General features: G+C 69.4%; 26 protein-coding genes. 16 read left to right on the top strand and 10 right to left on the bottom strand.

The features are described from left to right. Window positions 1–314: 314 nt before the first annotated feature. Window positions 315–788 (top strand): DinB family protein, encoded by a 474-nt coding sequence (locus EV644_RS00895; RefSeq protein ID WP_158292711.1) that lies wholly within the window; start codon window positions 315–317, stop codon window positions 786–788. On the opposite strand, the gene EV644_RS00900 is transcribed toward EV644_RS00895, so the two are convergent. Next, window positions 734–1,264, bottom strand: a complete 531-nt coding sequence (locus EV644_RS00900; protein WP_132187424.1) for a GNAT family N-acetyltransferase — start codon at window positions 1,262–1,264, stop codon at window positions 734–736. The two genes, EV644_RS00895 and EV644_RS00900, sit on opposite strands and share 55 nt — an antisense overlap. 106 nt (window positions 1,265–1,370) lie before the next feature. Here EV644_RS00900 and EV644_RS00905 point away from each other — a divergent pair, with 106 nt between their 5' ends. Beyond that, window positions 1,371–3,983 (top strand): ATP-binding protein, encoded by a 2,613-nt coding sequence (locus EV644_RS00905; RefSeq protein ID WP_132187423.1) that lies wholly within the window; start codon window positions 1,371–1,373, stop codon window positions 3,981–3,983. 33 nt (window positions 3,984–4,016) lie between these two features. On the opposite strand, the gene EV644_RS00910 is transcribed toward EV644_RS00905, so the two are convergent. Together EV644_RS00910 and EV644_RS00915 are read right to left on the bottom strand one after the other, a co-directional pair. Continuing rightward, entirely contained in the window at window positions 4,017–4,625 is a 609-nt protein-coding gene (locus tag EV644_RS00910) for an FMN reductase (protein WP_132187422.1), read from the bottom strand. Further along, on the bottom strand, window positions 4,622–5,716 hold the full coding sequence (locus EV644_RS00915; protein ID WP_132187667.1) for an LLM class flavin-dependent oxidoreductase: 1,095 nt from the start codon (window positions 5,714–5,716) through the stop codon (window positions 4,622–4,624). Before EV644_RS00915 ends, EV644_RS00910 begins: the two co-directional genes overlap by 4 nt. Before the next feature lie 153 nt (window positions 5,717–5,869). Here EV644_RS00915 and EV644_RS00920 point away from each other — a divergent pair, with 153 nt between their 5' ends. After that, a complete protein-coding gene (locus EV644_RS00920; protein WP_132187421.1) occupies window positions 5,870–6,553 on the top strand; it encodes a GAP family protein in 684 nt (227 codons plus the stop codon). Between the two features lie 54 nt (window positions 6,554–6,607). Here EV644_RS00920 and qcrC read toward each other — a convergent pair whose 3' ends face one another. Further along, entirely contained in the window at window positions 6,608–7,435 is an 828-nt protein-coding gene (qcrC, locus tag EV644_RS00925) for a cytochrome bc1 complex diheme cytochrome c subunit (protein ID WP_132187420.1), read from the bottom strand. A 215-nt stretch (window positions 7,436–7,650) separates the two neighbouring features. Here qcrC and EV644_RS00930 point away from each other — a divergent pair, with 215 nt between their 5' ends. Both EV644_RS00930 and EV644_RS45940 read left to right on the top strand, forming a co-directional pair. Further along, window positions 7,651–8,838, top strand: a complete 1,188-nt coding sequence (locus EV644_RS00930; RefSeq protein WP_132187419.1) for a S1C family serine protease — start codon at window positions 7,651–7,653, stop codon at window positions 8,836–8,838. A 207-nt stretch (window positions 8,839–9,045) separates the two neighbouring features. Further along, the gene (locus EV644_RS45940; RefSeq protein ID WP_158292712.1) at window positions 9,046–11,625 is read left to right on the top strand and encodes a LuxR C-terminal-related transcriptional regulator; all 2,580 of its coding nucleotides are present in this window, start codon (window positions 9,046–9,048) and stop codon (window positions 11,623–11,625) included. A 41-nt stretch (window positions 11,626–11,666) separates the two neighbouring features. Here EV644_RS45940 and EV644_RS00940 read toward each other — a convergent pair whose 3' ends face one another. Beyond that, entirely contained in the window at window positions 11,667–12,149 is a 483-nt protein-coding gene (locus EV644_RS00940) for a DUF6069 family protein (protein WP_132187417.1), read from the bottom strand. Between the two features lie 314 nt (window positions 12,150–12,463). On the opposite strand from EV644_RS00940, the gene EV644_RS00945 reads away from it, so the two are divergent. From EV644_RS00945 to EV644_RS00965, 5 genes are all read left to right on the top strand, one after another. After that, window positions 12,464–12,946 carry a DUF1269 domain-containing protein gene (locus tag EV644_RS00945; RefSeq protein ID WP_132187416.1) on the top strand — a complete coding sequence of 161 codons (483 nt, stop codon included), beginning with the start codon at window positions 12,464–12,466 and terminating at the stop codon, window positions 12,944–12,946. A 15-nt stretch (window positions 12,947–12,961) separates the two neighbouring features. Then, on the top strand, window positions 12,962–13,165 hold the full coding sequence (locus tag EV644_RS47625) for a hypothetical protein (RefSeq protein WP_369410483.1): 204 nt from the start codon (window positions 12,962–12,964) through the stop codon (window positions 13,163–13,165). Between the two features lie 99 nt (window positions 13,166–13,264). Next, window positions 13,265–13,723 (top strand): DUF6325 family protein, encoded by a 459-nt coding sequence (locus EV644_RS00955; protein WP_132187415.1) that lies wholly within the window; start codon window positions 13,265–13,267, stop codon window positions 13,721–13,723. 16 nt (window positions 13,724–13,739) lie between these two features. Beyond that, complete coding sequence (locus EV644_RS00960) at window positions 13,740–14,012, top strand: SHOCT domain-containing protein (protein ID WP_132187414.1); 273 nt, start codon at window positions 13,740–13,742, stop codon at window positions 14,010–14,012. A 75-nt stretch (window positions 14,013–14,087) separates the two neighbouring features. After that, window positions 14,088–14,309 (top strand): DUF8691 family protein, encoded by a 222-nt coding sequence (locus EV644_RS00965; RefSeq protein WP_132187413.1) that lies wholly within the window; start codon window positions 14,088–14,090, stop codon window positions 14,307–14,309. Window positions 14,310–14,333: 24 nt separating this feature from the next. Here the strand turns inward: EV644_RS00965 and EV644_RS00970 are convergent, their stop codons facing one another. Beyond that, window positions 14,334–15,419 carry an NAD(P)H-dependent flavin oxidoreductase gene (locus EV644_RS00970; RefSeq protein WP_241997864.1) on the bottom strand — a complete coding sequence of 362 codons (1,086 nt, stop codon included), beginning with the start codon at window positions 15,417–15,419 and terminating at the stop codon, window positions 14,334–14,336. Window positions 15,420–15,502: 83 nt separating this feature from the next. Between EV644_RS00970 and EV644_RS47460 the strand changes: the two genes are divergently transcribed. The 5 genes from EV644_RS47460 to EV644_RS47045 all read left to right on the top strand — a co-directional run bounded on the left by EV644_RS47460 (window position 15,503) and on the right by EV644_RS47045 (window position 19,443). After that, window positions 15,503–16,423 (top strand): LysR family transcriptional regulator, encoded by a 921-nt coding sequence (locus EV644_RS47460; protein ID WP_132187412.1) that lies wholly within the window; start codon window positions 15,503–15,505, stop codon window positions 16,421–16,423. Window positions 16,424–16,487: 64 nt separating this feature from the next. Then, entirely contained in the window at window positions 16,488–17,966 is a 1,479-nt protein-coding gene (locus tag EV644_RS00980; RefSeq protein WP_132187411.1) for an MFS transporter, read from the top strand. Between the two features lie 140 nt (window positions 17,967–18,106). After that, a complete protein-coding gene (locus tag EV644_RS00985) occupies window positions 18,107–18,373 on the top strand; it encodes a hypothetical protein (RefSeq protein WP_132187410.1) in 267 nt (88 codons plus the stop codon). 120 nt (window positions 18,374–18,493) lie between these two features. Then, on the top strand, window positions 18,494–19,303 hold the full coding sequence (locus EV644_RS00990) for an oxidoreductase (protein ID WP_241997863.1): 810 nt from the start codon (window positions 18,494–18,496) through the stop codon (window positions 19,301–19,303). Window positions 19,304–19,317: 14 nt separating this feature from the next. Further along, a complete protein-coding gene (locus EV644_RS47045) occupies window positions 19,318–19,443 on the top strand; it encodes a hypothetical protein (RefSeq protein ID WP_255511272.1) in 126 nt (41 codons plus the stop codon). Here EV644_RS47045 and EV644_RS00995 read toward each other — a convergent pair whose 3' ends face one another. Genes EV644_RS00995 through EV644_RS01005 form a run of 3 tightly spaced genes read right to left on the bottom strand, consistent with a single transcriptional unit; the run spans window position 19,444 to window position 21,043 of the window. Continuing rightward, window positions 19,444–20,136 carry a DUF6596 domain-containing protein gene (locus tag EV644_RS00995; RefSeq protein WP_132187409.1) on the bottom strand — a complete coding sequence of 231 codons (693 nt, stop codon included), beginning with the start codon at window positions 20,134–20,136 and terminating at the stop codon, window positions 19,444–19,446. It abuts the gene before it with no gap. Next, window positions 20,133–20,699, bottom strand: a complete 567-nt coding sequence (locus EV644_RS01000; RefSeq protein ID WP_132187408.1) for a sigma factor — start codon at window positions 20,697–20,699, stop codon at window positions 20,133–20,135. Before EV644_RS01000 ends, EV644_RS00995 begins: the two co-directional genes overlap by 4 nt. After that, on the bottom strand, window positions 20,696–21,043 hold the full coding sequence (locus EV644_RS01005) for a YciI family protein (protein ID WP_132187407.1): 348 nt from the start codon (window positions 21,041–21,043) through the stop codon (window positions 20,696–20,698). The genes EV644_RS01000 and EV644_RS01005 overlap by 4 nt, the downstream gene beginning before the upstream one ends. A gap of 140 nt (window positions 21,044–21,183) precedes the next feature. Between EV644_RS01005 and EV644_RS01010 the strand changes: the two genes are divergently transcribed. Beyond that, complete coding sequence (locus EV644_RS01010) at window positions 21,184–22,101, top strand: aminoglycoside phosphotransferase family protein (protein WP_158292713.1); 918 nt, start codon at window positions 21,184–21,186, stop codon at window positions 22,099–22,101. Here the strand turns inward: EV644_RS01010 and EV644_RS01015 are convergent. After that, entirely contained in the window at window positions 22,078–22,647 is a 570-nt protein-coding gene (locus tag EV644_RS01015; RefSeq protein ID WP_132187405.1) for a PadR family transcriptional regulator, read from the bottom strand. The genes EV644_RS01010 and EV644_RS01015 overlap by 24 nt on opposite strands. Window positions 22,648–22,707 lie beyond the last annotated feature (60 nt).

Here is a 22,707-nt window from a genome sequence, read left to right on the forward strand (position 1 = left end):
ACGGAGATGAACAGCAGTCCGGCGACAACCGCCAGGCCGGCTGCCCGGGTGAGCTTGGTGGTCGTGATGGCCATGGCCGCTTCCCTCGTTCCGAGTTGCCGAGGCGGATACCGCGGCTTCAAGGCGAACCTAGGAAGCGATGTGGTGACCGGGCATCACATCGTCGATGTGATTGAGGTGGTGATTCAGCCCGGCCGGGCAGCCGGGCGGCCTATAGGAGGCCGCGGGCGCGGCGTACTGCGTCGGAGCACCTGAAGCTCCCGCTCGCACAAGATCCCGGCACGGGCATGCCAATGACAGGAGCGCCCTGGCTGATGTGGGTTGTGATCGGCTACTTGTTGGGGATGACGGTGGATCTGCTCAGGGGCTGGTGGCAAGAGTCAGGGGATCGCCTGGATCGGCGGATGGAGGGCCTGACCGATGACGAGTACTTCTGGGAACCGGTCGCGGGGTGCTGGTCGGTCAAGCCTGATGTGGACAGGCCTGGGCGGTGGACCTACGAGTACGAGTTCGCACCGCCGACACCGCCAGTTACCGCTCTGAGTTGGCGGTTGGTGCACATCACCGCGGACAACCTCATCTACTGGGAACACGCCTTCGGGCCCGGCGTACGGAACTTTCCGGACCTACCCGTACCGTCGACCGCCGCGGCCGCCCTTGAAGCCTGGCAAGCAAGCCGGCAGCCGGTGACCGAGTGGCTGGCCAGGGCAGGCGACGGTTGCCGTGGGCAACTTCAGGCCGCCGTACGGCGGCCCCAATCGGTCTTGGTGATGGAGAACTGGCGGTAGAAGCTGGCCGTGCCCAGGAAAGGCTCTTCGGAGCCCTTCCCGGTCTCGGTCATGCCGAGGGAGGTCAGGATGCGGATTGAGGCCTGGTTCGCGTCCAGGGCTTCAGCTCGGATCTCATCGAGGCCGACGTGGTCGAAGCCGTGCTCGAGGCCCAGTCGCGCGACGGTCCCTCCAAGACCCTGCCCCCAGCGGTCGGAGGGACCGATGGCATAGCCGAGCTCGCGTCGGCCCGGCTCGTCGCCGGCGAGGTCGACGTAGCCCACCACGCAGGTTCCGGCGACCGCGGCGAGGCGGATGAGGTCGGGCTTCGGGTGCGTGATCAGCCCGCGCCAGTGCGCCTCGTGGGCGGGCAGGGGTTTGTCGACGGTCCAGCCGGCGTGTTCGCAGAAGCGGCGGTCCAGGCCCCAGGACGCGTAGATCGCCACGTCTGACAAGGCGAGTGGGCGGAGGAACACCGGTGTCGACGGAGTGTTCATGCGGCGAGCCTATGCGTGACCGCGGTACTGCGAAGTCCCCAAAGACGGGCAATTGGCGAGCAGTAGGGGCGGGTGGTCTGGGAGACTTCGGCATGTGGGGCGGCGGATGAGGGAGTTGCCGGCGGGGACGGTCTCGATGTTGTTCTCGGACATCGAGGGTTCCACGCTGCTGCTCACCCGGCTCGGGCCGAGCTATGTCGAGGTGCTGGCCAACCATCGCCGGATCTTGCGTGGCGTGTGGGCAGCAACCGACGGTACTGAGGTCGGTACGGAGGGAGACAGCTTCTTCGTCGTCTTCCCGACAGCTACTGATGCGCTGGAGGCGGCCGCCGAGGGGCAACGGCGGCTGGCGGACCATCACTGGCCGGGTGGCGAGCGGCTGCGTGTGCGGATGGGGGTCCACACCGGCTCCCCCGGCCTGCACGATGGCGACTACTGGGGCATGGACGTGCACCGCGCCGCGCGGATCTCCTCGTCGGCACACGGCGGACAGGTGGTGATCTCCGCCGCGACCGGCGACCTGGCCGAGCTCCCGGACGGCGTCTCCCTGCGTGACCTCGGCACCCACCACCTGAAGGACATCCACGAACCCGAGCGTCTCTACCAACTGACGGTCGCGGGCCTTCAAGAGGATTTCCCGCCACTCCGCACCCTCGGAACGCCGACGAGCCTGCCCGCCACAGCGACTCCGCTGCTCGGCCGGGACTCAGACCTGGCCAGGTTGACGGAAATGCTCTGTACTCCGGACAACCGCCTGGTGACACTCACCGGACCAGGTGGCTCCGGCAAGACCCGGCTCGCCATCTCGGCGGCCGCTCAGCTGAAGACCAGCTTCCCCGACGGCGTGTACTTCGTGCCCCTCGCGGCGGAGGTCAGCGAGGACGTGATGTGGACGTCGATCGCCGAGGTGCTCGACCTCGGGGCGAGGGAGCGCACCCCGGCCGGCCTCATGAACCACCTGGCGCGCCACGCGCTGCTGCTCGTCCTCGACAACCTGGAGCAGCTCGAGGGCGCCGCCAAGGTCGTCGCCCAGATCCTCGAAGCGGCACCTCGGGTCGCAGTCATCGCGACGTCACGGCGACCGCTCGGACTCATCGCCGAACGGCAGCACCCGGTGACACCGCTGACGTTGCCGGACGACCTGACGCTGGCCGCGGCCCAGAGCTCCGGAGCCGCGCAGCTCTTCGTGCAACGCGCCCAGGCCGTCCAACCCGGGTTCACGCTCACGACCGACAACGTCGATGACGTGGTGGCCATCTGCCGCCGTCTGGACGGCCTTCCCCTCGCAATCGAGCTTTGCGCCACCCGCGTCCGGCTGCTCAGCCCCAAGGCACTGCTGGACCGCATCGACCAGTCCCTCGACATCGTCTCGCCCAGCAGCGTGACACCCGAGCGACAGCGAACGCTCCGCGACACCATCGCCTGGTCCTACCACCTGCTCAGCCCGGTACGGCGTCGCGTCTTCCGGCAACTGGCCGTCTTCTCGGGCGGCGCCGACCTCGATGCGGTGGCCACGGTTGCCTGCACGCCTCAGGAGGACCCACTCGACATCGTCGCGGAACTCATCGACGCCAGCCTGGTCACGATGTCGGAGGGCCCGGACGGCGGACCGCGGATCGCTCTGCTGGAGACCATCGGCCAGTACGCCGACGACGAGCTGCGGGCGGTCGGCGAGGCCGAGGCGGCCCACGGCGCGCACGCGGCGTACTACGCGACCGTGGCCGAGAAACTCCTGGCGATGCGGGAGGAGTCCACGCACGTGACCGCGCTCGAGCTGGCCGAGACCGAGCTCGACAACTTCCGTGCCGCACTCGGCTGGGCCGTTACGCCGAGCGGCAAAGGCACCGGCAACCTCGCGACCGGCCTTCGCCTCTGTGCGGCCCTTGGCTGGGTCTGGTGGTTGGGCGGTTACTTCTCCGAAGGTCGCCGCTGGCATGAACTGGTCGTCGCGCGGGCGGGCGCGGAGCAGTCGCGGGACCTGGTGGCATGCCTGCGAGGGCTGGGAAATCTCCTCAGTATCCAAGGTGAGACCGCACGTGCCGAGGAGCTGGCGACGAGAAGCCTGAAGATGGCCGAGGCGCTCGACGACCACACCGGTATCGCTCTCGCGCTGAGCCTGTTGGGCACGGTTCAACTCCAGCTCGGCGACCTCGAGAGCGCACGCGACACCCTCGGGGAGGCCCTGGACCGGCTCCGCCTGCTCGACGACAAGAGGCAGCTGGCCAGGGTCCTCGGCCACCTCGGCGGCGTGGAGGAGGAACTGGGCCGGTTCGATCGGGCAGAGACGATGATGATGGAGTCGCGGGAACTCTACGAAGACATCGGCGACGTCCACGAGTCCACGGTCCAGGGGCAGAACCTCGCCTACCTGCTCGTGGTCGCCGACCGCCTCGACGGGGCGAGCGAGCTCGCCGCCGGCCTGGTCGACACGGTGGTGAAGCTGGGCAGCCCCAGCCTCGTGATGGCCTTCTCCAACACGGTGATGAACATCCTCATCCGTCAGGGTCATCCGGCGCGGGCCGCGCACCTGTTCGGCGCGGAAGAGGCGATGAGAGACCGCCTCGAGATGCCCAACCCCTACCTCGAGGAAGAGCTCGGGGAAGCCCTCGAACTGATCGACGGCGTCATGTCCCGCGAGGACTGGGAGAGCCATCGTCTCCAGGGCCGGCAGGAGCGCGTCGAAGACCTGCTCGCCCGGTTCCCCTCGAACCCCCGCTGAGGCCGAGAATCCCGGGCTGCAAGGTGATCGTCGTCAGGCCAGGAGTTGCTCGAAGGAGTCCGGCGAGTCGAAGGGATCGGGTGGCAGCGGGGACTCCCGCCGGTCGACCTCCCGGGCCAGTTCTCCTGCGGCCCGGTCGATCCGGGTCGCGAGCGGGCTCTCGGACTCCGCGCCCGAACCCCAGTCCTCGGGGGCGGCGTACACGCCGGTGGGCATGACGACCGCGTGCAGGTAGGAGAACAGCGGGCGGAGCTCGTGCTCGAGGACCAGCGAGTGCCGGCCGGTCCCCCCGGTCGCCGCGATCAGCACGGGCTTGTCGATCAGCGCGCTGTCGTCGAGCACGTCCACGAACATCTTGAACAGCCCGTTGTACGACGCGCTGAACGTCGGCGTGACGGCGATCAGGCCGTCGGCCCGGCTGACCCGGTCGAGCACCTCCTCGAGTTGCTCGGACGGATAGCCGACGATCAGGTTGTTGACCAGGTCGTGCCCGTGGTCGCGCACCTCGATCACCTCGAGGTCCACCTCGGCGCCGAGCGCTTCGAGCTGCCGCCGAACCGCCTCGGCCAGCCGGTCCGCCAGCAACCGGGTCGACGACGGCTGCCGCAGCCCCGCGCTGATCACGACGATCTTCCGGCTCATCGGGCCGCCTCCGCCGACAGCTCCTTCGCCGCCTTCAGGGACGCGTGGGTCGGTGCGTCCGGCACGTGCTCCGGACGGCCGACGGCGAACTCCTTGCGGATCACCGCGGCGATCTCCCCCAGCTGCTCGATCTGCTCGAGCACCGCCTTGTGCGGGATTCCGAGTCCGTCGACGTTGAACAGCTGCCGCTGGTAGTCCCCCGCGGCGTACTCGCGGAACTGCAGGATCCGCTCGATCACCTGGTCCGGGCTGCCGACCAGCAGCGCCGTGTCCTGCGAGGTCTGCTCCAGCGACGGGCCGCCACCGTAGACCGGCGACGCGTCGTAGTACGGCCGGAACTCGTTGATCGCGTCCTGCGAGTTCTTCCGGACGTAGAGCTGGGCGGCGAGTCCGACGATCGCCTGGTCGGCCGGACCGTGCCCGTAGTGCTCGAACCGGCGGCGGTAGAGCTCGATCATCTGCCGCACGTGCCGCTTCGGCCAGAACAGGTTGTTGTGGAAGAAGCCGTCACCGTAGTACGCGGCCTGCTCGGCGATCTCGGGGCTGCGGATCGAGCCGTGCCACACGAACGGCGGTACGTCGTCCAGCGGCCGCGGCGTCGAGGTGAACCCCTGCAGCGGGGTGCGGAACTTGCCTTCCCAGTCGACCACGTCCTCACGCCACAACCGGCGCAGCAGCGCATAGTTCTCCACTGCCAGGGCGATGCCGTCACGGATGTCCTGCCCGAACCACGGATAGACCGGGCCGGTGTTGCCGCGCCCCATCATCAGGTCCACCCGGCCGTCGGCCAGGTGCTGCAGCATCGCGTAGTCCTCGGCGATCTTCACCGGGTCGTTCGTGGTGATCAGCGTCGTCGACGTCGACAGCTGCAACCTGGACGTCCGGGCGGCGACGTACCCGAGGATCGTCGTCGGCGAGGACGGTATGAAGGGCGGGTTGTGGTGCTCGCCGATCGCGAACACGTCGAGGCCGACGTCCTCGGCCAGCTGGGCGTACTCCAGCACCGCTTTGATCCGCTCGTGCTCCGTGGGCGGGCGACCGGTGACCGGGTCGGCGACCACGTCTCCCACTCCGAAGATCCCCACCTGCATGACCACTCGCCGTCCTCTCGTGCCATTTGATTGATACGTCACTCATCATAGGTTGACACGTCAACTCAAACAAATCACGAGCAGTGGCCGGGGTCAGGTGGAGGCCGGGGAGCCGTCTTGCTGGGCCGGTGCCGCTCCTCCATAGTGAGCAGGGTGACCTTCTGGCCGGTGATCGGCGCGGTGCTTCCGCAGGCGCTGGGAATCGCCTTGAGTCCGGTGCCGATGGTCTGCATCGTGCTGGTGCTGATGTCGAGGCAGCCGATTCGCGCCGGATCGAGCTTCGCGGTGGGCTGGGTCGGCGCCCTGGCGATCGCGACCGGACTCGTGGTGCTGCTGACGGACGTGGCCACCGATGACGGCTCAGAGGCGGCGCGTGACGGCGTCGACCTCGTCAAGCTGGCGGTCGGCGTCCTCTTCGCGGTGCTGGCGGTCCGGTACTGGCGCAAGCGTCCGTCGCCCGGTGAAACCCCGGCCCGCCCGGCGATCGTCGACAAGATCACGACGCTCTCCGGCCCCGCCCTGGTCCTGACCGGAGCGGGAGCGGCGCTGGCGAACGTCAAGAACCTCCCGCTCGTCATCGGCGCGGGCACCCAGATCGGTGGATCCGGTCTCACCCCGGGACAGGAGGTCGGCGCCACGGCCTTCTTCGTCATCGCGGCCTCGCTGACGGTTCTCGTCCCACTGCTGGCCGTCGTCATCGCGGGAGCGGATCGGTCGGCCCCGACGCTGAAGGCGCTCGAGGAGTGGCTGCTGAGCAACCTGAACACGATCCTCGTCGTTCTGCTGGCGGTCCTGGCCGCCGTGATGATCGGCCAGGGCCTCGACCTGTTCCGCTGACGTCCGAGCCGGACCAACAGGCCTTGCGCCGGATCAGCTGGCCTCAGCCCGGGATCAGTGGGCTTTGGCCCCGATCCACACCGCGACCGCGATGAGCGCGCCGATGCCGACGAACCAGCCCCACAGTCCCTCCGAGACCGGGCCGAGCCGTCCCAGGCCGAAGCCACCCGGATCCTTCTGATCCTGCAGGCTCACCACGTAGGCGATGACGTCGCGCTTGTCCTGGGGCAGCAGCACCTGGTCGGAGAAGACCGGCATCTGCTGGGGTCCGGTCAGCATCGCCTCGTAGATGTGCCGGGGCGAGCTGTTCATCAGCGAGGGTGCGTAGCGTCCGTTCGGCAGGGCGCCGCCCCGGCCGGCGAAGTTGTGGCAGGCCGTGCAGTTGGTCCGGAACAGCTCTCCACCGCGGGCAATCTCCTCGTCGGTGGCATTGCTGACGTCGTACACCTCCGTGGCCGGGATCGCGGGGCCAGGCGCGAGGGAGGCGACGTACGCGGCCAGCGCCGCGATCTCCTCATCGGTGTAGACCGGCTCCTTCTGCGGCGCCTGGGCACCGGTCTGGGTCGCTGGCATCCGGCCCGTGCCGACCTGGAAGTCGACCGCGGCCGCGCCCACTCCGATCAACGGAGGCCCGGCCTGGCGGCCCTCGCCGTCCGAGCCGCCTTCGGCGTTGAGCCCGTGGCAGCTGGCGCAGCCGACGGCGAAGAGCTTGCGCCCTTCCTCGATCTGCTGCGACTGAGGTCCGTCGGCGCCCGCTGCCCCATTCGGCACCAGCAGGCTGTAGCCGAGGCCCGCGACCACCAGCGCCAGGCCGATCACGACCGCGCGCGCGAGTCCGTTTCGCCGCCAATGCGGCCGGGGCGTGCTGTCCGCCGCTCCCATGACCGCACCTCCCAGCAGCCGGCGCCATGCTCGTCGATGACCCTAGTGTGCGCCATCCAGCGCCTGGATCACCTCTTTCGGGTGAGTATTTCGGCCGCGGCGGCGGCGATCCTTGATGAAGGGTTGTGTCCCGACCGGCGCCTCGACGGCTGATCTCGCGGAACCGCCACCTTCGCCGGCCGGTGCGCCACGATTCCAGCGCGGAGGAGATCGAGATGTCCGATCCACCCAGCGGACAGCCCGCGCCGGACGCCCCGACGCCGGCCCCGGAAGCTGCGGCGCCCGCCCCCGAGGCGCCTCCCCCCGCCCGCGGCGGCGTACTCCGGAACCGCGCGCTGCTGGCCGGCATCGGCGGAGCCGCTCTGGTGGGTGCGGTCATCGGCGGACTCATCGTCTGGGCGCTGTCCGACGACGGGGCCGGCACGTCGTCGGCAGCAGGCAACCCCCAAGCGGCCGGCCAGGTCGCCATGTGCGCCGCGGCCCCGGTCGCGAACCAGGTGCTGCCGTCGGTCGTCACGATCTCCGCCCGGCGCGGCGGACAGGCGGGCAGCGGGTCGGGCCAGATCATCCGCGACGGCGGCTACATCCTCACCAACGACCACGTGATCTCGCTGGCCGCGAACGGCGGCAGCGTGTCGGTGCTGTACAGCGACGGGCACAGCTCGGACGCGGAGATCATCGGCCGTGACCCCAGCACGGACCTGGCGATGCTGAAGGCGGCCGACGCCTCGAAGGGGTACCCGGTGATCGCCATCGGCTCGTCCGCGGCGCTGGAGGTCGGCGACCCGGTCGTCGCCCTGGGCGCGCCGCTCGGCCTCTACAGCACGGTCACCTCCGGCATCGTGAGCGCCCTGGACCGGTACGTGCCAGTGCCCGGGGACGACGTCACCCACCACCTGATCGGCGCGATCCAGACCGACGCCTCGATCAACCCAGGCAACAGTGGTGGCGCGCTGGTCGACTGTTCGGGCCGGCTGGTCGGGGTGAACAGCGCCATCGCGACTGTGCCGAACTCGGCCGGGGTCTCAGGCGGCGGCAGCGTCGGCCTGGGCTTCTCCATCCCGGTCGATCTCGCCATGCCGATCGCCGACAAGCTCATCGAGACGGGCCAGGCCGGCCACCCGACCACCGGGCTCCAGGTGCAGGAGCTTCCGCCGGAGATGGCCAGGGCCTCAGGCACCGAGCCGGGGTTGTTCATCCTGGCCGTCGAGCCCGGCAGTCCAGCGGTGAAGGCAGGCCTGAAGCCCGGCGACATCATCACCAAGATCGACGACAAGCCCGCCCGCAGCAGCGAGGACATCGTGGTGGCGACGCTGACCCGATCGGCCGGGGACACCCTCCAGATCACCTACCTGCGATCGGGGCAGACGGCAACGACCACCCTCACGCTGGCCGCGGCCTGACACGGAAGGGACATGGACATAAGTCTCCGTACTCCGGCCTCTCCCGCAACCGCCAAGGACCGACTAGTCTCCAAATAAGAAACCAGGGGTTACAGGCTCAACGCGAGGCACGCAAGCCAGGGAGGGCGGCGCGTGACGATCTTCGAGCCCGAGCAAACGAACGACGGAACCAGGCGACCGGCCATGGGAGGAGCTCCACGGCCACCGTTGACGCTGGTCAGTCGTGAGCGGCTCCGTGCTGCGCTCGACCGTGGCTCTGCGGCACCACTGACCATGCTGGTGGCACCCGCGGGCACCGGTAAAACCGTGCTGCTGTCCGACTGGGCAGCTCATCGGAGCACGGCCGGACGCTCCGTGCTGTGGGTGTCCGGGCAAGATCCGGACTCGCTGGAGGACGTCCTCAGCCAGGCGTCCGCGGCGGCGGCACCCGAGCCTGTCGTGGTGGACGACGCTCATTTGCTCTCCGCAACGATGTTGACCACTTTGTCCACGCTGCTGAAGAAGTCGCCGCAGTCGGTCCGTCTGCTGCTGGCCACCCGCTACGACCTGCCCCTGCCGCTGACCGAGCTGGAGCTGCGCGGCCTGGCGTCGACCTTGCGCTCGCGTCAACTGCGGTTCAACGATGCAGAGGCCGCCGAACTCATTCATGCGCATGATGAAAACGCCACCGCGGCAGACATCTCGCTGTTGCAGGAGAAGACAGCGGGCTGGGCCGCGGCCCTCGTGCTCGCGGCCCGGACGATCACCGTGTCGCGCGACGCCGGTACCCGGATGCTCAGTGAGCAGCCGGTGCTGGACCTGCTGCTCGGTGAAACCTTCGCCACCCTTGACACGCGGACCCAGTCGATGCTGCTCAGCACCTTCGCCGCCAACGGGCTGACAGCGCCGCTGGCCGCGATGCTGAGCGCCGACCCCAACGCCGAGGCGCTGCTGGCGGATCTCGCCGGCAACGGGCTGCTCGTGACCGCGTACAGCAACGGCGCGGACAGTGAGCCCGTCTACCGCTACCACCCACTGCTCATCGAGCTCCTGCACCGCCGCGCCGCCGGCAGTCCGGAGGATGCCAAGGTGGTCACCGCGGCGCACCACCGCGCGGCCCTGTACTACGAGAACCGTGGCGAAGGTTCTCTTGCCCTGCGCAACGCACTCGACGCCGGCGATCCAGGGCTGATCGACCGCGTCCTGCTCCGGTACGGGCCGGCCGTGCTCGCCAGCGGCGGCCACGAACTCGTTGCCGCAGGCTTCGAAAACCTCCCGGACGGCTACCTGGACACCCATCGGCACCTGCTCGGGGTTCGCGGCATCCTGCACCGCCGCTCGGGTGACGTCACCGGCGCGGTGATGGACACGTCCTCCGCCGACCAGGCGTCGATCAGCTCGGCGTCGGAGCCCGCGACCCCGGAGGACGACGCACTCCGGGCGGACGCGCTGACGCTCCGGCTGTGGGAGTCCCGCTACGGCTGGTACGACGTCCGCGACTCGCTTGCCCGCGCCAGGTCGCTGCTGGTGCTGGACCGTACTCCGGACAACGGCCGGCGCCCGGCGGTGCTGGCGCCGGAGCGGCTGTCGCTGCTCCTCATCGAGCTCGCGGCGACCGAGACGTGGGTCGGCGATCTCGACGCGGCGCTCCGCCATCTCGACGAGGCACTGGTGTCGGCCCGGATGGCCGGTCATCGTCAGCTCATCGCGGGCGGACTCGCCCATCGCGCCGTCGTGTACTACGTGCGCGGCCAGGTGGAGAACGCTGCCGAGTCCGCGCGGGCCGCCCTCCAAGCGGCCGGGGATCGCGTCCTCTTCAAGGACTACGCGGTCCGGGCGCACGTGGTACTGGGCCTGGCGGCGTTAAGCCAGCTCGACCTGGCGGCGGCGCGGCACTGGCTCGAGCAGGTGGCCGACACCGACGTGGCCGCTTCGGACACGGTGGTCGCCGGTTTGCGCGCGATCCTGCGCGCCTCGCTGCTGATCGAGAACGGTCAGCTCGACCAGGCCGGAACCGAGCTCGCCACGGAGCCGACGGCGGCCGGCCCGCTGCCGTCGTACCTGGCGCGCGACTTCACGCTGCTGCGGTTCTGGGTGGCCGCGCTGATCGGCGACCAGGGCGGCATGGAGAAGCAGTTGCGGATCCTTTCGGAGACCAGCTGCACCGCCGAGGCCGACCTGATCCGGGCCATCACCAGCATCACCGACGGCGATTCACAGGCAACGCTGGACGCGATGGATGCCGCACTGGCACGCCCGGGCATCCACCCTGTCCTGGCAGCTTCGGCCGTTTCGGTCCGGACCGTACTGCTGTTGCGCCTCGGTGACGAAGAGGCCGCCGAGACCGCGCTGGTGGACATGCTGAACCGGACCGCTCCCCAGCGGACCCTGCACGCGCTCGCGCCGGCCGGGATGGAGCCTGCCTTCGTGGGCCTGTTGCGCAGACATGTCGAAGGGCCGAACGTCCATCCGTTCGCGGCGGTCGTGCTGGACAAGCTGAACGGGTACGGAGCGGAGTGGAGCAAGGCAGGAGGGGTCACTCTGCTCGCCCGGACCCGGCCCGACGGGCAGGTCTCGCCGCCCCGGCGCCTCGACGCGGTCATCAACGGCACCAAGATCCGGTTGACCGCGCGGGAGGCGGACGTGCTCGACGAGCTCGCCCTGGGCAGTTCCTACACCGAGATCGCCAACGCGCTGTTCATCACCGAGAACACCGTCAAGACCCACCTCGGGTCGCTGTACCGCAAGCTCGGCGTCGTCAGGCGGTCAGCCGCCCTCCGCGTAGCCCGCAACGCCGGACTCACCTAGCCCGTGACTCCGGGGATCACCTGGCCCGCAACGCCCCTCACCTAGCGAGCGCCGGGAGCGCCGGGCCCCGGGTCGACCGGCCGATACCGCACCGCCATCCGCGCCGCTCCGGTGAGCAGCGAGCCGATCGCGATCCCGATGACGAGGTTGATCAGCCCGGTGGCGACCTTCGACTCGGTCGACGCGTTGGTCGCCAGCGGCGCCAGCGCTGCCGCCACCGTGGCCAGGCCGATGATCCAGCCGAAGAACCGCAGTGGCCGGGGCGTCGACAGCAGCAGCAGGTGCAACAGCCCGGTCGCCACCAGGGCGGCCAGAGCGGCGAACAGGGCGTACTTCCCCGTGTCGGCGTCGCCCCAGGTGCCCTCGCCCTCGGGGGCGAGTACGGCGACGTCGAAAACGCCACGGGCCAGCAGGACGCCGACGACGGCGATGAGCGCGCAGACCACCGCGGTGGCCGCCCCGCCCGCCCACAGCCGGCCGGCGTCGATCGTCTTCGCGTTCCCTTGGGCGTAATGAGCAGTCAAGTCCTTGCCTCCTCGAACGACGACACTGCGACAGCGGCAGCCGCCCTCCGCAGACCGCGCACTCCTGAGCCTGACCGAACGCAGCCGTCGCACCATCCCCCGTGAGGGGTGAACTACCCAGCGCCACCGGTTGGCGGCTCCCGGACGCCGTTCTGCGGATCATCGGCCGAATCCGGCCCGGCGTACTCATCCCTGCAGGGTGAAGGAACGAGTCATCCACTTCGGATGAGGTCGGCGGGCTGACTCTTCTGATGGCATGAAGCCTCGGCGCGGATGTGGGGTGACGCGCGACCCAGCGACGGAGGAGTCCAGCAATGACGCATCTTGTGGTACTCGGTCTGGACAGTCGTGATGACGCCGAGCGCGTCCTCGCGGTGACCGAAGACCTGGCCAAGCAGGAACTGCTGCAACGTGACGACGCGGCCTATGCCTACAAGGACGACAAGGGCAAGGTTCGCATCCACCAGACGATGAACATGACCGGCGCCGGCGCGGCCGGTGGCGCGCTGTGGGGAACCCTGATCGGTCTGCTCTTCCTGAACCCGCTGGCCGGCCTCGCCGTCGGCGCGGCCGCCGGTGCCGTGGCCGGCAAGCTGACCGACGTCGGCATCAGCGACGACCTGATCAAACAGGTCGGCAAGCAGCTGCAGGACGGCAAGGCGGCTGTGTTCCTGCTGGCCAGGTCGGCCACCGTGGACCGCGTGGTGGACGCGCTGAAGCCGTTCAGCCCCACGATCATCCAGACCAACCTCACAAAGGAACGCGAGGAGGAGCTGATCGCGGCACTGCAGTCCTGACCCCGGCTCCGCGGCATCAGCCTCAAGCCGAGCGACGAGTCCCACGCTCAGATGAAGAACGACATGACCGGGTCGGCCGCGGTGCTCGCCTCGATGACGGCACTCGGCCGGCTCGGCTGTACGACCGTACGTCTCGGCCTCGTGAGTGTGATCCCACCCGGGATCCCTTCTGGTGAACGCCTGACACACGTTGCCAGGCATCTCACCCGGTCTAGGTGATACCGCCCTGGCCGGCCGGTTGGGAGAATGGCGGCACGGCCGCGTGGTCCCCTGCTGAGCGACTCCGCGCCTGCTCCACCCGACCGGCCTGGAGGCCAGATGTCGACTTCGACTGACGCGGCGGCCCGGGCCAACGACGTACTGGGGCCGATCGACCTGCTCGTGGTGCAGATTCCGCCGGAGGGACTCGGTCCCGACGGGTTCGGCGTCCTGCTGGACCTGGCCGAGCGGGGGGTCATCCGGATCCTCGACCTCGAAGTCCTGAGCAAGGCCGACGACAGCTCGGTCGCACCGGTCAAGCTGGCGTCCGACATCCTGCCGGAGCTGTCCGCCCTGGCGCCGTTCATCGGCTCGTTCTCCGGGCTGATGAACGCCGACGACGTGCGCGAGGCCGGGTCGCTGATCGAGGCCGGCCACCTGGGCGTCGTGGTCATCTACGAGAACGAGTGGGTCGTCTCCCTCGCCGCCGCGCTGCACGGCGAGGGCGCCCGTCTGGTCGCCTCCGGCCGGATCCCGGACGACGAGTTCGAGGCGGCGCTCGGCGAAGGCACCGGCTGACAGAGGGGATGCTCCGATGGGATTGTTCAGAACGGCCGCGAGAACCGCTGTCGTCGCCGGTATGGCGACCCGGGTGCACCAGCGCGTCTCCGAGCGGCAGCAGGGCACGTGGGCGGCCTCCACCAACGCCCCGGTCCCGACCTCGTTCGCGCCCCCTGCGACCCAGGCCCGGTCCGCGATGCTCGCCCAGCTGAAGGAACTCGGCGAGCTCCGCACGGCCGGGGTGCTCACGGAGCAGGAGTTCGAGTACCAGAAGGCCGAGATCCTCGAGGAATCCAAGCAGAAATGATCGCCCGGGAAGGGCGATTCCGGCCGGGGACCGGAGCAGCACAGTCAGTCCCGACCATCCTGAAAGGGCAACGCCATGACCCACTACGTCATCCGCGTCAAGGGCACGTTGTCCCGCGAGCTGACCAGCGCCTTCCCGTCGCTGGCCGTCCACCCCGAGCCCGCGCAGACCGTTCTGCACGGCTACCTGCACGACCAGGCCGCGCTGGCCGGCGTCTTCAACCACCTCGACATGCTCGGCGTCGACATCCTCGAGGTCATGCACCTTCCTCAACCGGCCGATCGAGAACCGGACTGAGATCCACCAGACGACCCTCGGGGGTCAGAGCTTCTCGGCCAGGCGGGTCAGGATGGCGGCGGCTGGTTCTTCCGTGGCGTGCCTGAATCCCGTGCCGGCCCAGAGGTGCAGGTACTCCTCGTCGCCGGCTGCTGCGGCGGCCTTGCGGAGGCCGCTGGTCAGGTGGTGCAAGGCCGGATAGCCGTAAGGCGCGAGATCGCTGTACTTATTCGTGAAAGCGTTCGGCAGTGCTCGTGCGGGACGCCCGGTGAACGCGTGCGTCACCACGGTGTGTGTCCGGCTCGGATCTTTGAGCGCCGCCCGGTGGGTGGCCGACGTGCCGGCCTCGTCGCTGCGCAGGAGAATGGTGCCGACGGCAACGGCATCCGCGCCGGCCCGGATCACCGCGGCCACCTCCTCCGCGGTCGCCAGGCCGCCGGCGGCGATCACCGGCAGCCCGACGGTACGCCGTACGGCCGCGACGAGGTCGTTGATCGGAGCCTCGGCCGGCGGCTGCTTCGGGGTGAAGGTGCCGGAGTGACCACCTGCCGCTGAGGCCTGTACCACCAGGGCATCGACGCCCGCGTCACTGGCGGCCTTGGCCTCGTCGATCGTGGTCACTGTCTGCAGGAGCAACGCGCCGGTGGCACGCAGTACGGCGAGGTCGTCGCGGCTCGGGATGCCGAACGTGAAGCTCACCACGGGGACCGGGTGGGCGCGCAGTACCTCGAGCTTCTCGTGCCAGCGGTCGTCGTCCTCGATCGGCTCAGCGCCTTCGAGCTCGATGCCGTACCGGTCCGCCTCCAAGGCGATGAGCCCGGCGTAGCGGCGGAACTCCTCACGATCGACAGGCAACGGGTTCGGCGCGAACAGGTTGACCCCGAAACCCGTGGACGAGGCCGCGCTCAGCTCTTGCCCGAGTGCCTCCGGTGACTTGTACCCGGCGGCCAGGAAGCCGAGGCTGCCGGCCTTGGCCGCCGCGTCGACGAGCTGCGGCGTAGTGGCGCCGCCGGCCATCGGAGCGGCGAACACCGGGAGGTCGACACCGAGCTGATCGCCGAGCATCACAGGCCTTTCGTCGGAAGCATCTCCCCGGTCGCGAACGGGGCGGTTCTCAAGGTAGGTGATCATGCTTGCTCGGTCCCTGCGGCCTCACCACGACAGAATTGCTCTCTACTGAGAGGCAACGCCTCCCACCGCCTTACGATCGACCCATGGAGCTGCGCCAACTGCGGTACTTCGTCGCCGTGGCCGAGGAGCTGAACTTCGGCCGGGCCGCGGCTCGCCTGCACATCGCCGGACCGTCGCTCTCCCAGCAGATCAAGTCCCTCGAGCGGGATCTGGGCGTCCGGTTGTTCGACCGCGACCGCCGGTCCGTCACCCTGACTGCCAGTGGCCAGGCGCTGCTGCCCTCGACGCGGGCGCTCCTCGAGCAGGCCGACGAGTTGCGACGTTCCGCGAGCGGTATGGCGGCGAGCGAACCGGTCCGGCTCGGCTACGTCAGCTGGCACCCGGCCGACCTCGTCAGCCACGCGTCCGGTGTCGCCCAGCTCCTGATCGACGCCTGGGTGCTGCCCTCGCACGCCCAGGCGGCCCGGGTCGCGGACGGCACCCTCGATCTGGCGATCTGCTGGGTACTGTCCGACGACCTGGCCAAGCTCGACCTCGACGCGCACGTGATCGGCGCCGACCGGCTGTTCGCCGTTGCCGTCGGCACCGACGGGTCGCCGGTCCGGGCGAAGGACATCCTCGTCCCGGTGGACGCCGACACCGCCACCTGGTCGTCCTGGAACGCGTACGGAGAGGAGTTCGCCCACGCCACCGGCGCGAAGCTCGAGTACATCGACGACGGCGGGATCACCGGTGACGCCTTCTTCGACCACGTACGCCGCCTCCGCCGTCCCCTGCTGAACTCCCCGAAGAGCCAGCTCGGGCTGCTCCCGCCCGACCTCGTCCGGCGCCAGGTGGTCGACCCCACGCCGTACTGGACCTGGTGCTTGGTGACGCGGCGCGACGAGTCCCGGAAAGCGGTGCACGGCACCGTCGAAGTACTGACCCGTGACCTCGCGTCGCTCGACCTCGAGACAGCCTGGCTCCCGGCCGGCGACCCCTACCGGACGGCACGCGCGCCCTAGGCCCGGGACAAACCAGGGAGTCCCACTGGCGCGAGTTCCTGCTGCTTCCCCGCACTGTGGAAGCATGTCCCTTGATCAGGCAAGCCCCTCCGTCCCGCTGCGCAGTACGACGGGGATCGCGGTCATCTGCGCGACTGTGCTGGCCTCGATGATCGGCTTCCTCGACGCCTCGGTCGTCACGGTCGCCCTGCCCTCCATCGGCGAGGACCAGAACGCCGGCGTGGCCCAGCTGCAGTGGGTGGTGACGAGTTTCCTGGTGACGGTCGCGGCCCTCCTCCTCGTCGCCGGTGGTCTCTCGGACCGCTACGGGCGGCGACGGATCCTCGTGGTCGGGCTGGTGCTCACCCTCGGGGCGTCGGTGCTGTGTGCGCTCGCTCCGTCGGTGGATCTGCTGATCGCGGCCCGGGTGCTCCAGGGAATCGGCGCCGCGCTGACGGTGCCGAGCAGCCTGGCGCTCCTCAACGCGACCCTGCGCCCCGAGGACCGTGCCCGCGGGATCGGCATCTGGGCGGGGCTCGCGACGCTCGGCATGACGGTCGGTCCGTACGCGGGCGGCTGGCTTTCGGACACCTACTCCTGGCGCTGGCTGTTCCTGCTGAACGCGCCGCTGGTGATCGCCGCGCTGCTCGTCCTGCGCGGCGTCCCGGACAGCAGGGATCCCGCGGCCGCCGGCAGGCCCGACGTACCGGGTTCTCTGCTCACCGCGGTGGGGTTCGGCGGCGTGATCTACGCGCTGACCGAGGGTGCCGCCAGGGGCTGGTCGCGTCCGTCGGTCGTCGTCGCCGGCCTGGTCGGTATCGCCTGCCTGGTCGCGTTGGTCCCGTTCGAGGCCATGCGGCAGCATCCGATGTTGCAGCTGCGGCTGTTCCAGTCGCGCCAGTTCGACGCGATCAACGCCGGCACGCTGCTCTTCTACGCCGCCCTGAGCGCGTCGTCGTACCTGCTCTACCTGCAACTGGAGCTGCAACTGGGCTACAGCGCGAGCGCAGCGGGAGCCGCTCTCATCCCGGCGTCGATCGTCTTCCTGCTCATCTCGCCGATCAGCGGGTCCCTGGTGGCCCGCTTCGGTCCCGGGTGGTTGATGGCAGCAGGGATGACCATCGTCGGGATCGCGTTCGTCTATCTGTCCGCACTCGGACCGGGTTCGACCTACCTGAGCGGTGTGCTGCCCGGAAACCTGCTCCACGGATTGGGACTCGGCCTGGCAGTCACTCCCCTGACGGCCGCGGTGCTCGCGGCGGTGAGCAGCGCCGACCTCGGTGAGGCCTCCGCGGTCAACAACACCGTGTCCCGCATCGGTGGCGTGGCCGCGATCGCAGTACTCCCGGCACTGGCCGGCGGCGTCCACCTCAGCCTCACCGAAACGATCGCCGCGAGCTTCCGCCCCGCAATGCTCGCGACCGCAGTCCTCTGTCTGGCCGCGGCGGCAATCTCCGTCGCCTTCGTCTCCAAGACCGCCACAACCTCCACCCCCCGCATGGCTCCCCCACCGCCCCACGCCTGCATTGCCAACTGCATGCCACCAGAGAAGGTCTCCGCATGACCTTCAGCGGGCCGGGGGCTTCAGGGTCGGGGGCGAGGCCGTTGAGGATGTGGGTCAGGCCCCAGAGGAACTGTTCGGTGGTGAAGTACTTCGCGACGGTGGCGGCGGTGCTCGTGGTGCGGGGGTAGGTGGTGATGGAGATGGTGTCGAGGGTGGCTCTGCAGGTGGTGATGCGTTCGGACTCGGTGACGATCCTGATCATGAACGCCGACGGCTCGTCCGGTATCGACGCGAACGTCAGCGCCGCGGCCAAGCTACCGGTCATCCTGCCGATCGCCATCGGCACGCTGATCGCCGGTGGCACGCTGCTGCTGATCGGTTTGCTGATGATCGTTCTGCCCATCGCGGTCCGCGGGACCAGCACACCTGCGCCGAGGCCGATGACGGGACCACGACCGATGATGTGACCGCGGCCGATGGCGTGATCCGCAGGTGGATCGGCGCGTCTTGCTAGTGCCTGATCGGCCCGCATTGCCTACCGTCGTTGCCAGGTGGTCATCGGGACCACCTGGCGAGGAGGCGGGTTCGTGAAGACCGTTCTGGTGACCGGCGCATCGTCGGGCATGGGCAAGGCGACGGCGGAGCGGTTGCTCGCCGACGGGTACGTCGTCTACGCGGCGGCCCGTCGGGTGGACCGGATGCGCGACCTGGAAGACCTCGGCGCGACGGTACTGGCGATGGACATCACCAAGGACGACGACATCGTGGCCGCGGTGGATCGCATCACCTCCGAGCGCGGCGGCGTCGACATCCTCGTCAATAACGCAGGCTTCGGCATGTACGGCGCGATGGAGGACACCACGATCGCCGACGCCCGGTACCAGTTCGAGGTCAACCTCTTCGGCCTGGCCCGGCTGACCCAGCTCGTGCTGCCGGCCATGCGCGCGAAGGGCGCCGGGAAGATCGTGAACCTGTCGTCGATGGGCGGCAGGATCTACACCCCGCTGGGATCCTGGTACCACGCGACCAAACACGCCGTCGAAGGCTGGTCGGACTGCCTGCGGCTCGAGCTCAAGCCGTTCGGCATCGACGTGATCGTGATCGAGCCGGGCATCATCGAGACGGAGTTCGGACACGTCCTGATCGAGCCGATGCTCGAGCGCTCCGGCAAGGGCCCGTACGTCGACCTCGCCCAGAAGGTGGCCGGCACGACCCGCGGGAGCTACGAGGCCGGCGGATCACCTGCCTCGCTGATCGCCGGGGTGATCGCGGACGCCCTCAAGGCGCGACGCCCGAAAACCCGGTACGTTGCTGGCAAGTACGCCCGCCTGCTGATCACAGTACGGAAGCTGTTCGGCGACCGGGTCTACGACCGCGTCATCATGGCTCAGCTGTGATCGAAGGAGTCCCGATGACCGGGTTCACCCTGAATCCGTCGGCCACGGTGCTGCTGACCGATCTCGGGATCTCAGTGCCGAACGTACTCCGCAGGGCGTCCCTGCCCGAGGTGACCTTCACCGAGGCTCCCCAGGCCTGATCAGGCGATGTCCTCCGGTGAGGTTGCCAGGTGGAGGTATCGGGCTCGGCGGCGTTCGCGGTGCTCATGTTCGGGTTGCGTGGACGGTTCGGCGAGGGCTTCGGTGAGCTCTTGGGCCGCCTCGGCGAAGCGGTTCTCGCGGGCCAGCAGTTCAGCTCGTACTGCGTGCCAGCGGGAGCTCGGCGGGAGGTCGTTCAGCAGGGCAAGGCCGGTCGCGGGGTCGGCTGCCTCGGCTGCGGCGACGACTCGGCCCAGCGCGGCGGCGTCGCTGGGGGCGATCGAGACGAGCAGGTCGTACAGCCGCAGGATCTCCGCCCAATCGGTCTCGGCATAACTCGGAGCGCGAGCGTGCTCGGCCGCGATGGCAGCCTGGAGTTGGTAGGCGTCCGCCTGGCCGTGCGTACGGAGCAGTGAGTCGTTCAGCAGGTCGATGCCGCGGGTGATCGCCGCCGTGTCCCACTGGCTCCGATCCTGTTTGTCGAGGGTGACGACGTCCCCTTGGTCGTCGACACGCGACGGCCTGCGGGCGTCGGTGAGGAGCAGGAGCGCCAGCACGGAGGCAGGCATCGTCTGCTCCGGGAGTAGCTCGTGCAGGAGTTCGGCCAGCCGGATCGCCTCGGCGCCCGCGTCCACGTCGTACGCCGCCTGACCGTCGACCGGCGCATGGCCCGCCGTGTAGAGGCTGTGGATCACCCCGCACACCGCTGGAAGTCGCCCGGCCAGCTCTCCTCGGCCGGTACGCGGTACGGGATGTGGGCGGCGGCGATCTTCTGGCGAGCCCGGGTCAGGCGCTTGGTCGTCGCGACCTCGGTGGTGAGGAGTACCCCGCCGATCTGCGCGGGCGTGAGACCACAGAGCGTCCGCAGCGCCAGGGCGATCCGGGTCGGCGGCGAGAGCGCGGGGTGGCAGCAGATGAAGATCAACCGCAGCAGGTCGTCGTGGACGACCTCGTCCGGCGGTATGTCGGACCCGCTGAGTTCCATCATCATCAGCCCGTCGCGCTCCTTGTCCGGCCGGGCACGCTCGCGCCGGAGGATGTCGATCGCCTTCCGCCGGGCGGTCACCGTCAGCCAGGCCCGCGGCTGCGGCGGCACCCCCGTGACCGGCCACGCGCCGAGGGCCGCCAGGCTCGCCTCCTGGACGGCGTCCTCGGCGAGCTGCACGTCCCCGATGGTCCGGATCAACGTCGCGAGGATGCGCGCGCCCTCGATCCGGACCGTCTCGGCGACCGTGTCGTGCGCCGGGTGTGGGGTCATTTGGCCATGATGACCGGCCGTACCTCGACCGCGCCGCTCCAGGCCGCGGGAAGCTCGGCCGCGATCTGCACCGCCGCCTCGAAGTCGTCCGCGTCGATCAGGTAGTACCCGGTCAGTGCCTCCTTCGTCTCCGCGTACGGCCCGTCCGTGGTGACCACCTCGCCGCCGCGGGCGCCCTCCACCCGCACGACGGTCGCCGTACTGGTCGGGTGCAGCACGGCACTCGCCTTGATCGTGTCCGCGTGGTCGACCCCGAACTTCCGGTACTCCGCCAGCTCGTCCGCCTGCTCGGGCGCCCACCAGTCGACGTCCGCCGTGTAAGTCAACGCAAGGTACTGCGGCATCGAACTCTCCTTCATCGCCGTGGGCCCGTCTGGCCCCTCAAGAATGGAACGAACGGGGCTTCGGCAAAAGGACATCGCCAGGTTGTCGGTGCGCGCTGGTAGTTCTGAGGGGTGATGAGACCGGGTGCGCGGGAGTTGTGGTGACGACTACTGAGGCAGTTGAGGGCGAGGCCGCCCGGTGGTGGGAGCTGCTGGGTGATCGGGTCCGAGGCGAGGTGGTCGGTGCGCGGACGATCGCGGGCGGGGCCTCGGGGTCGGCGGTGTACGGGCTTTCCGTGGACCAGCCCGCGGGTGAGTTCGTGCTGAAGGTGGCCTCTCGGCCGGGTTTGCGGGAGCGGGCACGGCGTGAGGTGACGTTCTATCGGGAGCTGGCCGCGCATGTGCCGGTGCTGGTGCCGGAGTTCGTGGTCGGGGGCGAGGCCGACGGCACTGCCTACTTGCTACTGACGGCCGCGGGCGTGCCGACGGAGGCCGAGCGATGGTCAGAGCAGCGGTGGACCGAGCTGGCCACGGAGCTCGGGCGGCTGCATCGCGAGCAGGTGCTTGCCCTGGCCATCGACCGTGGAGCGGCTGCGCGGGAGCGGGCTTCGGCGGAGAAGCTCGCGGCCGGCGAGCGCGCCTGGATCAAGCTGGGGTACGAGCGGCTGCTGGCACCGCTGTGGGCCAGCTTCGAGGCCCTCGGTGCCGCGATCCGGGAGCTGCCCGCCTGCCTGTGTCACGGCGACTTCCACCTGGGCAATCTCCTGACCGATCCGGCGGACCGCTTCGTCTGGATCGACTGGCAGGAAGTCCACATCGGCCACGGCCCTGGGGACTTGGCCCTGCTGTGGCACCGCGCTGAGGTCGACGGGGTGAACCCGCCCCGCGAGGCGATGCACACCGCCTACGCCGTTGCTAGAGGCATCCCGGACGACGCGCTCCTGCGTCGAGCGGCCGTTGCCTCCGAGCTGACCCTGCTGCTGCTCGAGTGGCCCACCTTCTTTCCCTATCTCCCCGAGCCCGCCCGCGCCCGGATGCGCAGCCGCCTCGAACACTTAGTCGCCCTCTGGTACCGGTGATCTCTCGTCGAGAACAGCCAGGACGGACTCACACCAGTGGATGTTCGCCTGCTCGTACAGGCGTCCGCCCAGCAGCGTGAGATACGGCCCGATCCGCTCAGCCGCAGCCACGTGAGCGGCCTCAGTGCGCCCGTCGAGGAGTCCGTCATGCAGGTGGTCGTAGAACGCGAGCTTCTCCCGCGCCTGGTGCAGCCGTACCTCGACGGCCTTCCGTACTGCGGGCAGGTCGTCCGGCCCAGCCGCTTGGAGCTTCACGAGCAGGTCGTCGCGCATCGCGCCCGGCCGCGTGGGCTGGGCGATGAAGTCTCGCAACTCCGCCCGCCCGGCCGGGGTCAGGGAGAAGACCCGCTTGTTCGGCCGGCGCTGCTGCTCGACCACCCGTCCCTCGACGAACCCCTCGCTCTCGAGCCGCTCGAGTTCGCGGTACAGCTGCTGCGGCGTGGCCGACCAGAAGTTCGCAACGGACACGTCGAAGCGCTTGGACAACTCGTACCCCGCGGCGTCCCCCTCCAGCAGCGAGGCAAGCACAGCGTGACGCAATCCCATCTGGACAGTCCTCCGTCGGCGGCATAGTCTCAAAGACACCTATTCAACAAGTTGAGTATA

This window comes from Kribbella orskensis, assembly GCF_004342085.1.
Classification (GTDB): Bacteria; Actinomycetota; Actinomycetes; order Propionibacteriales; family Kribbellaceae; genus Kribbella; species Kribbella orskensis.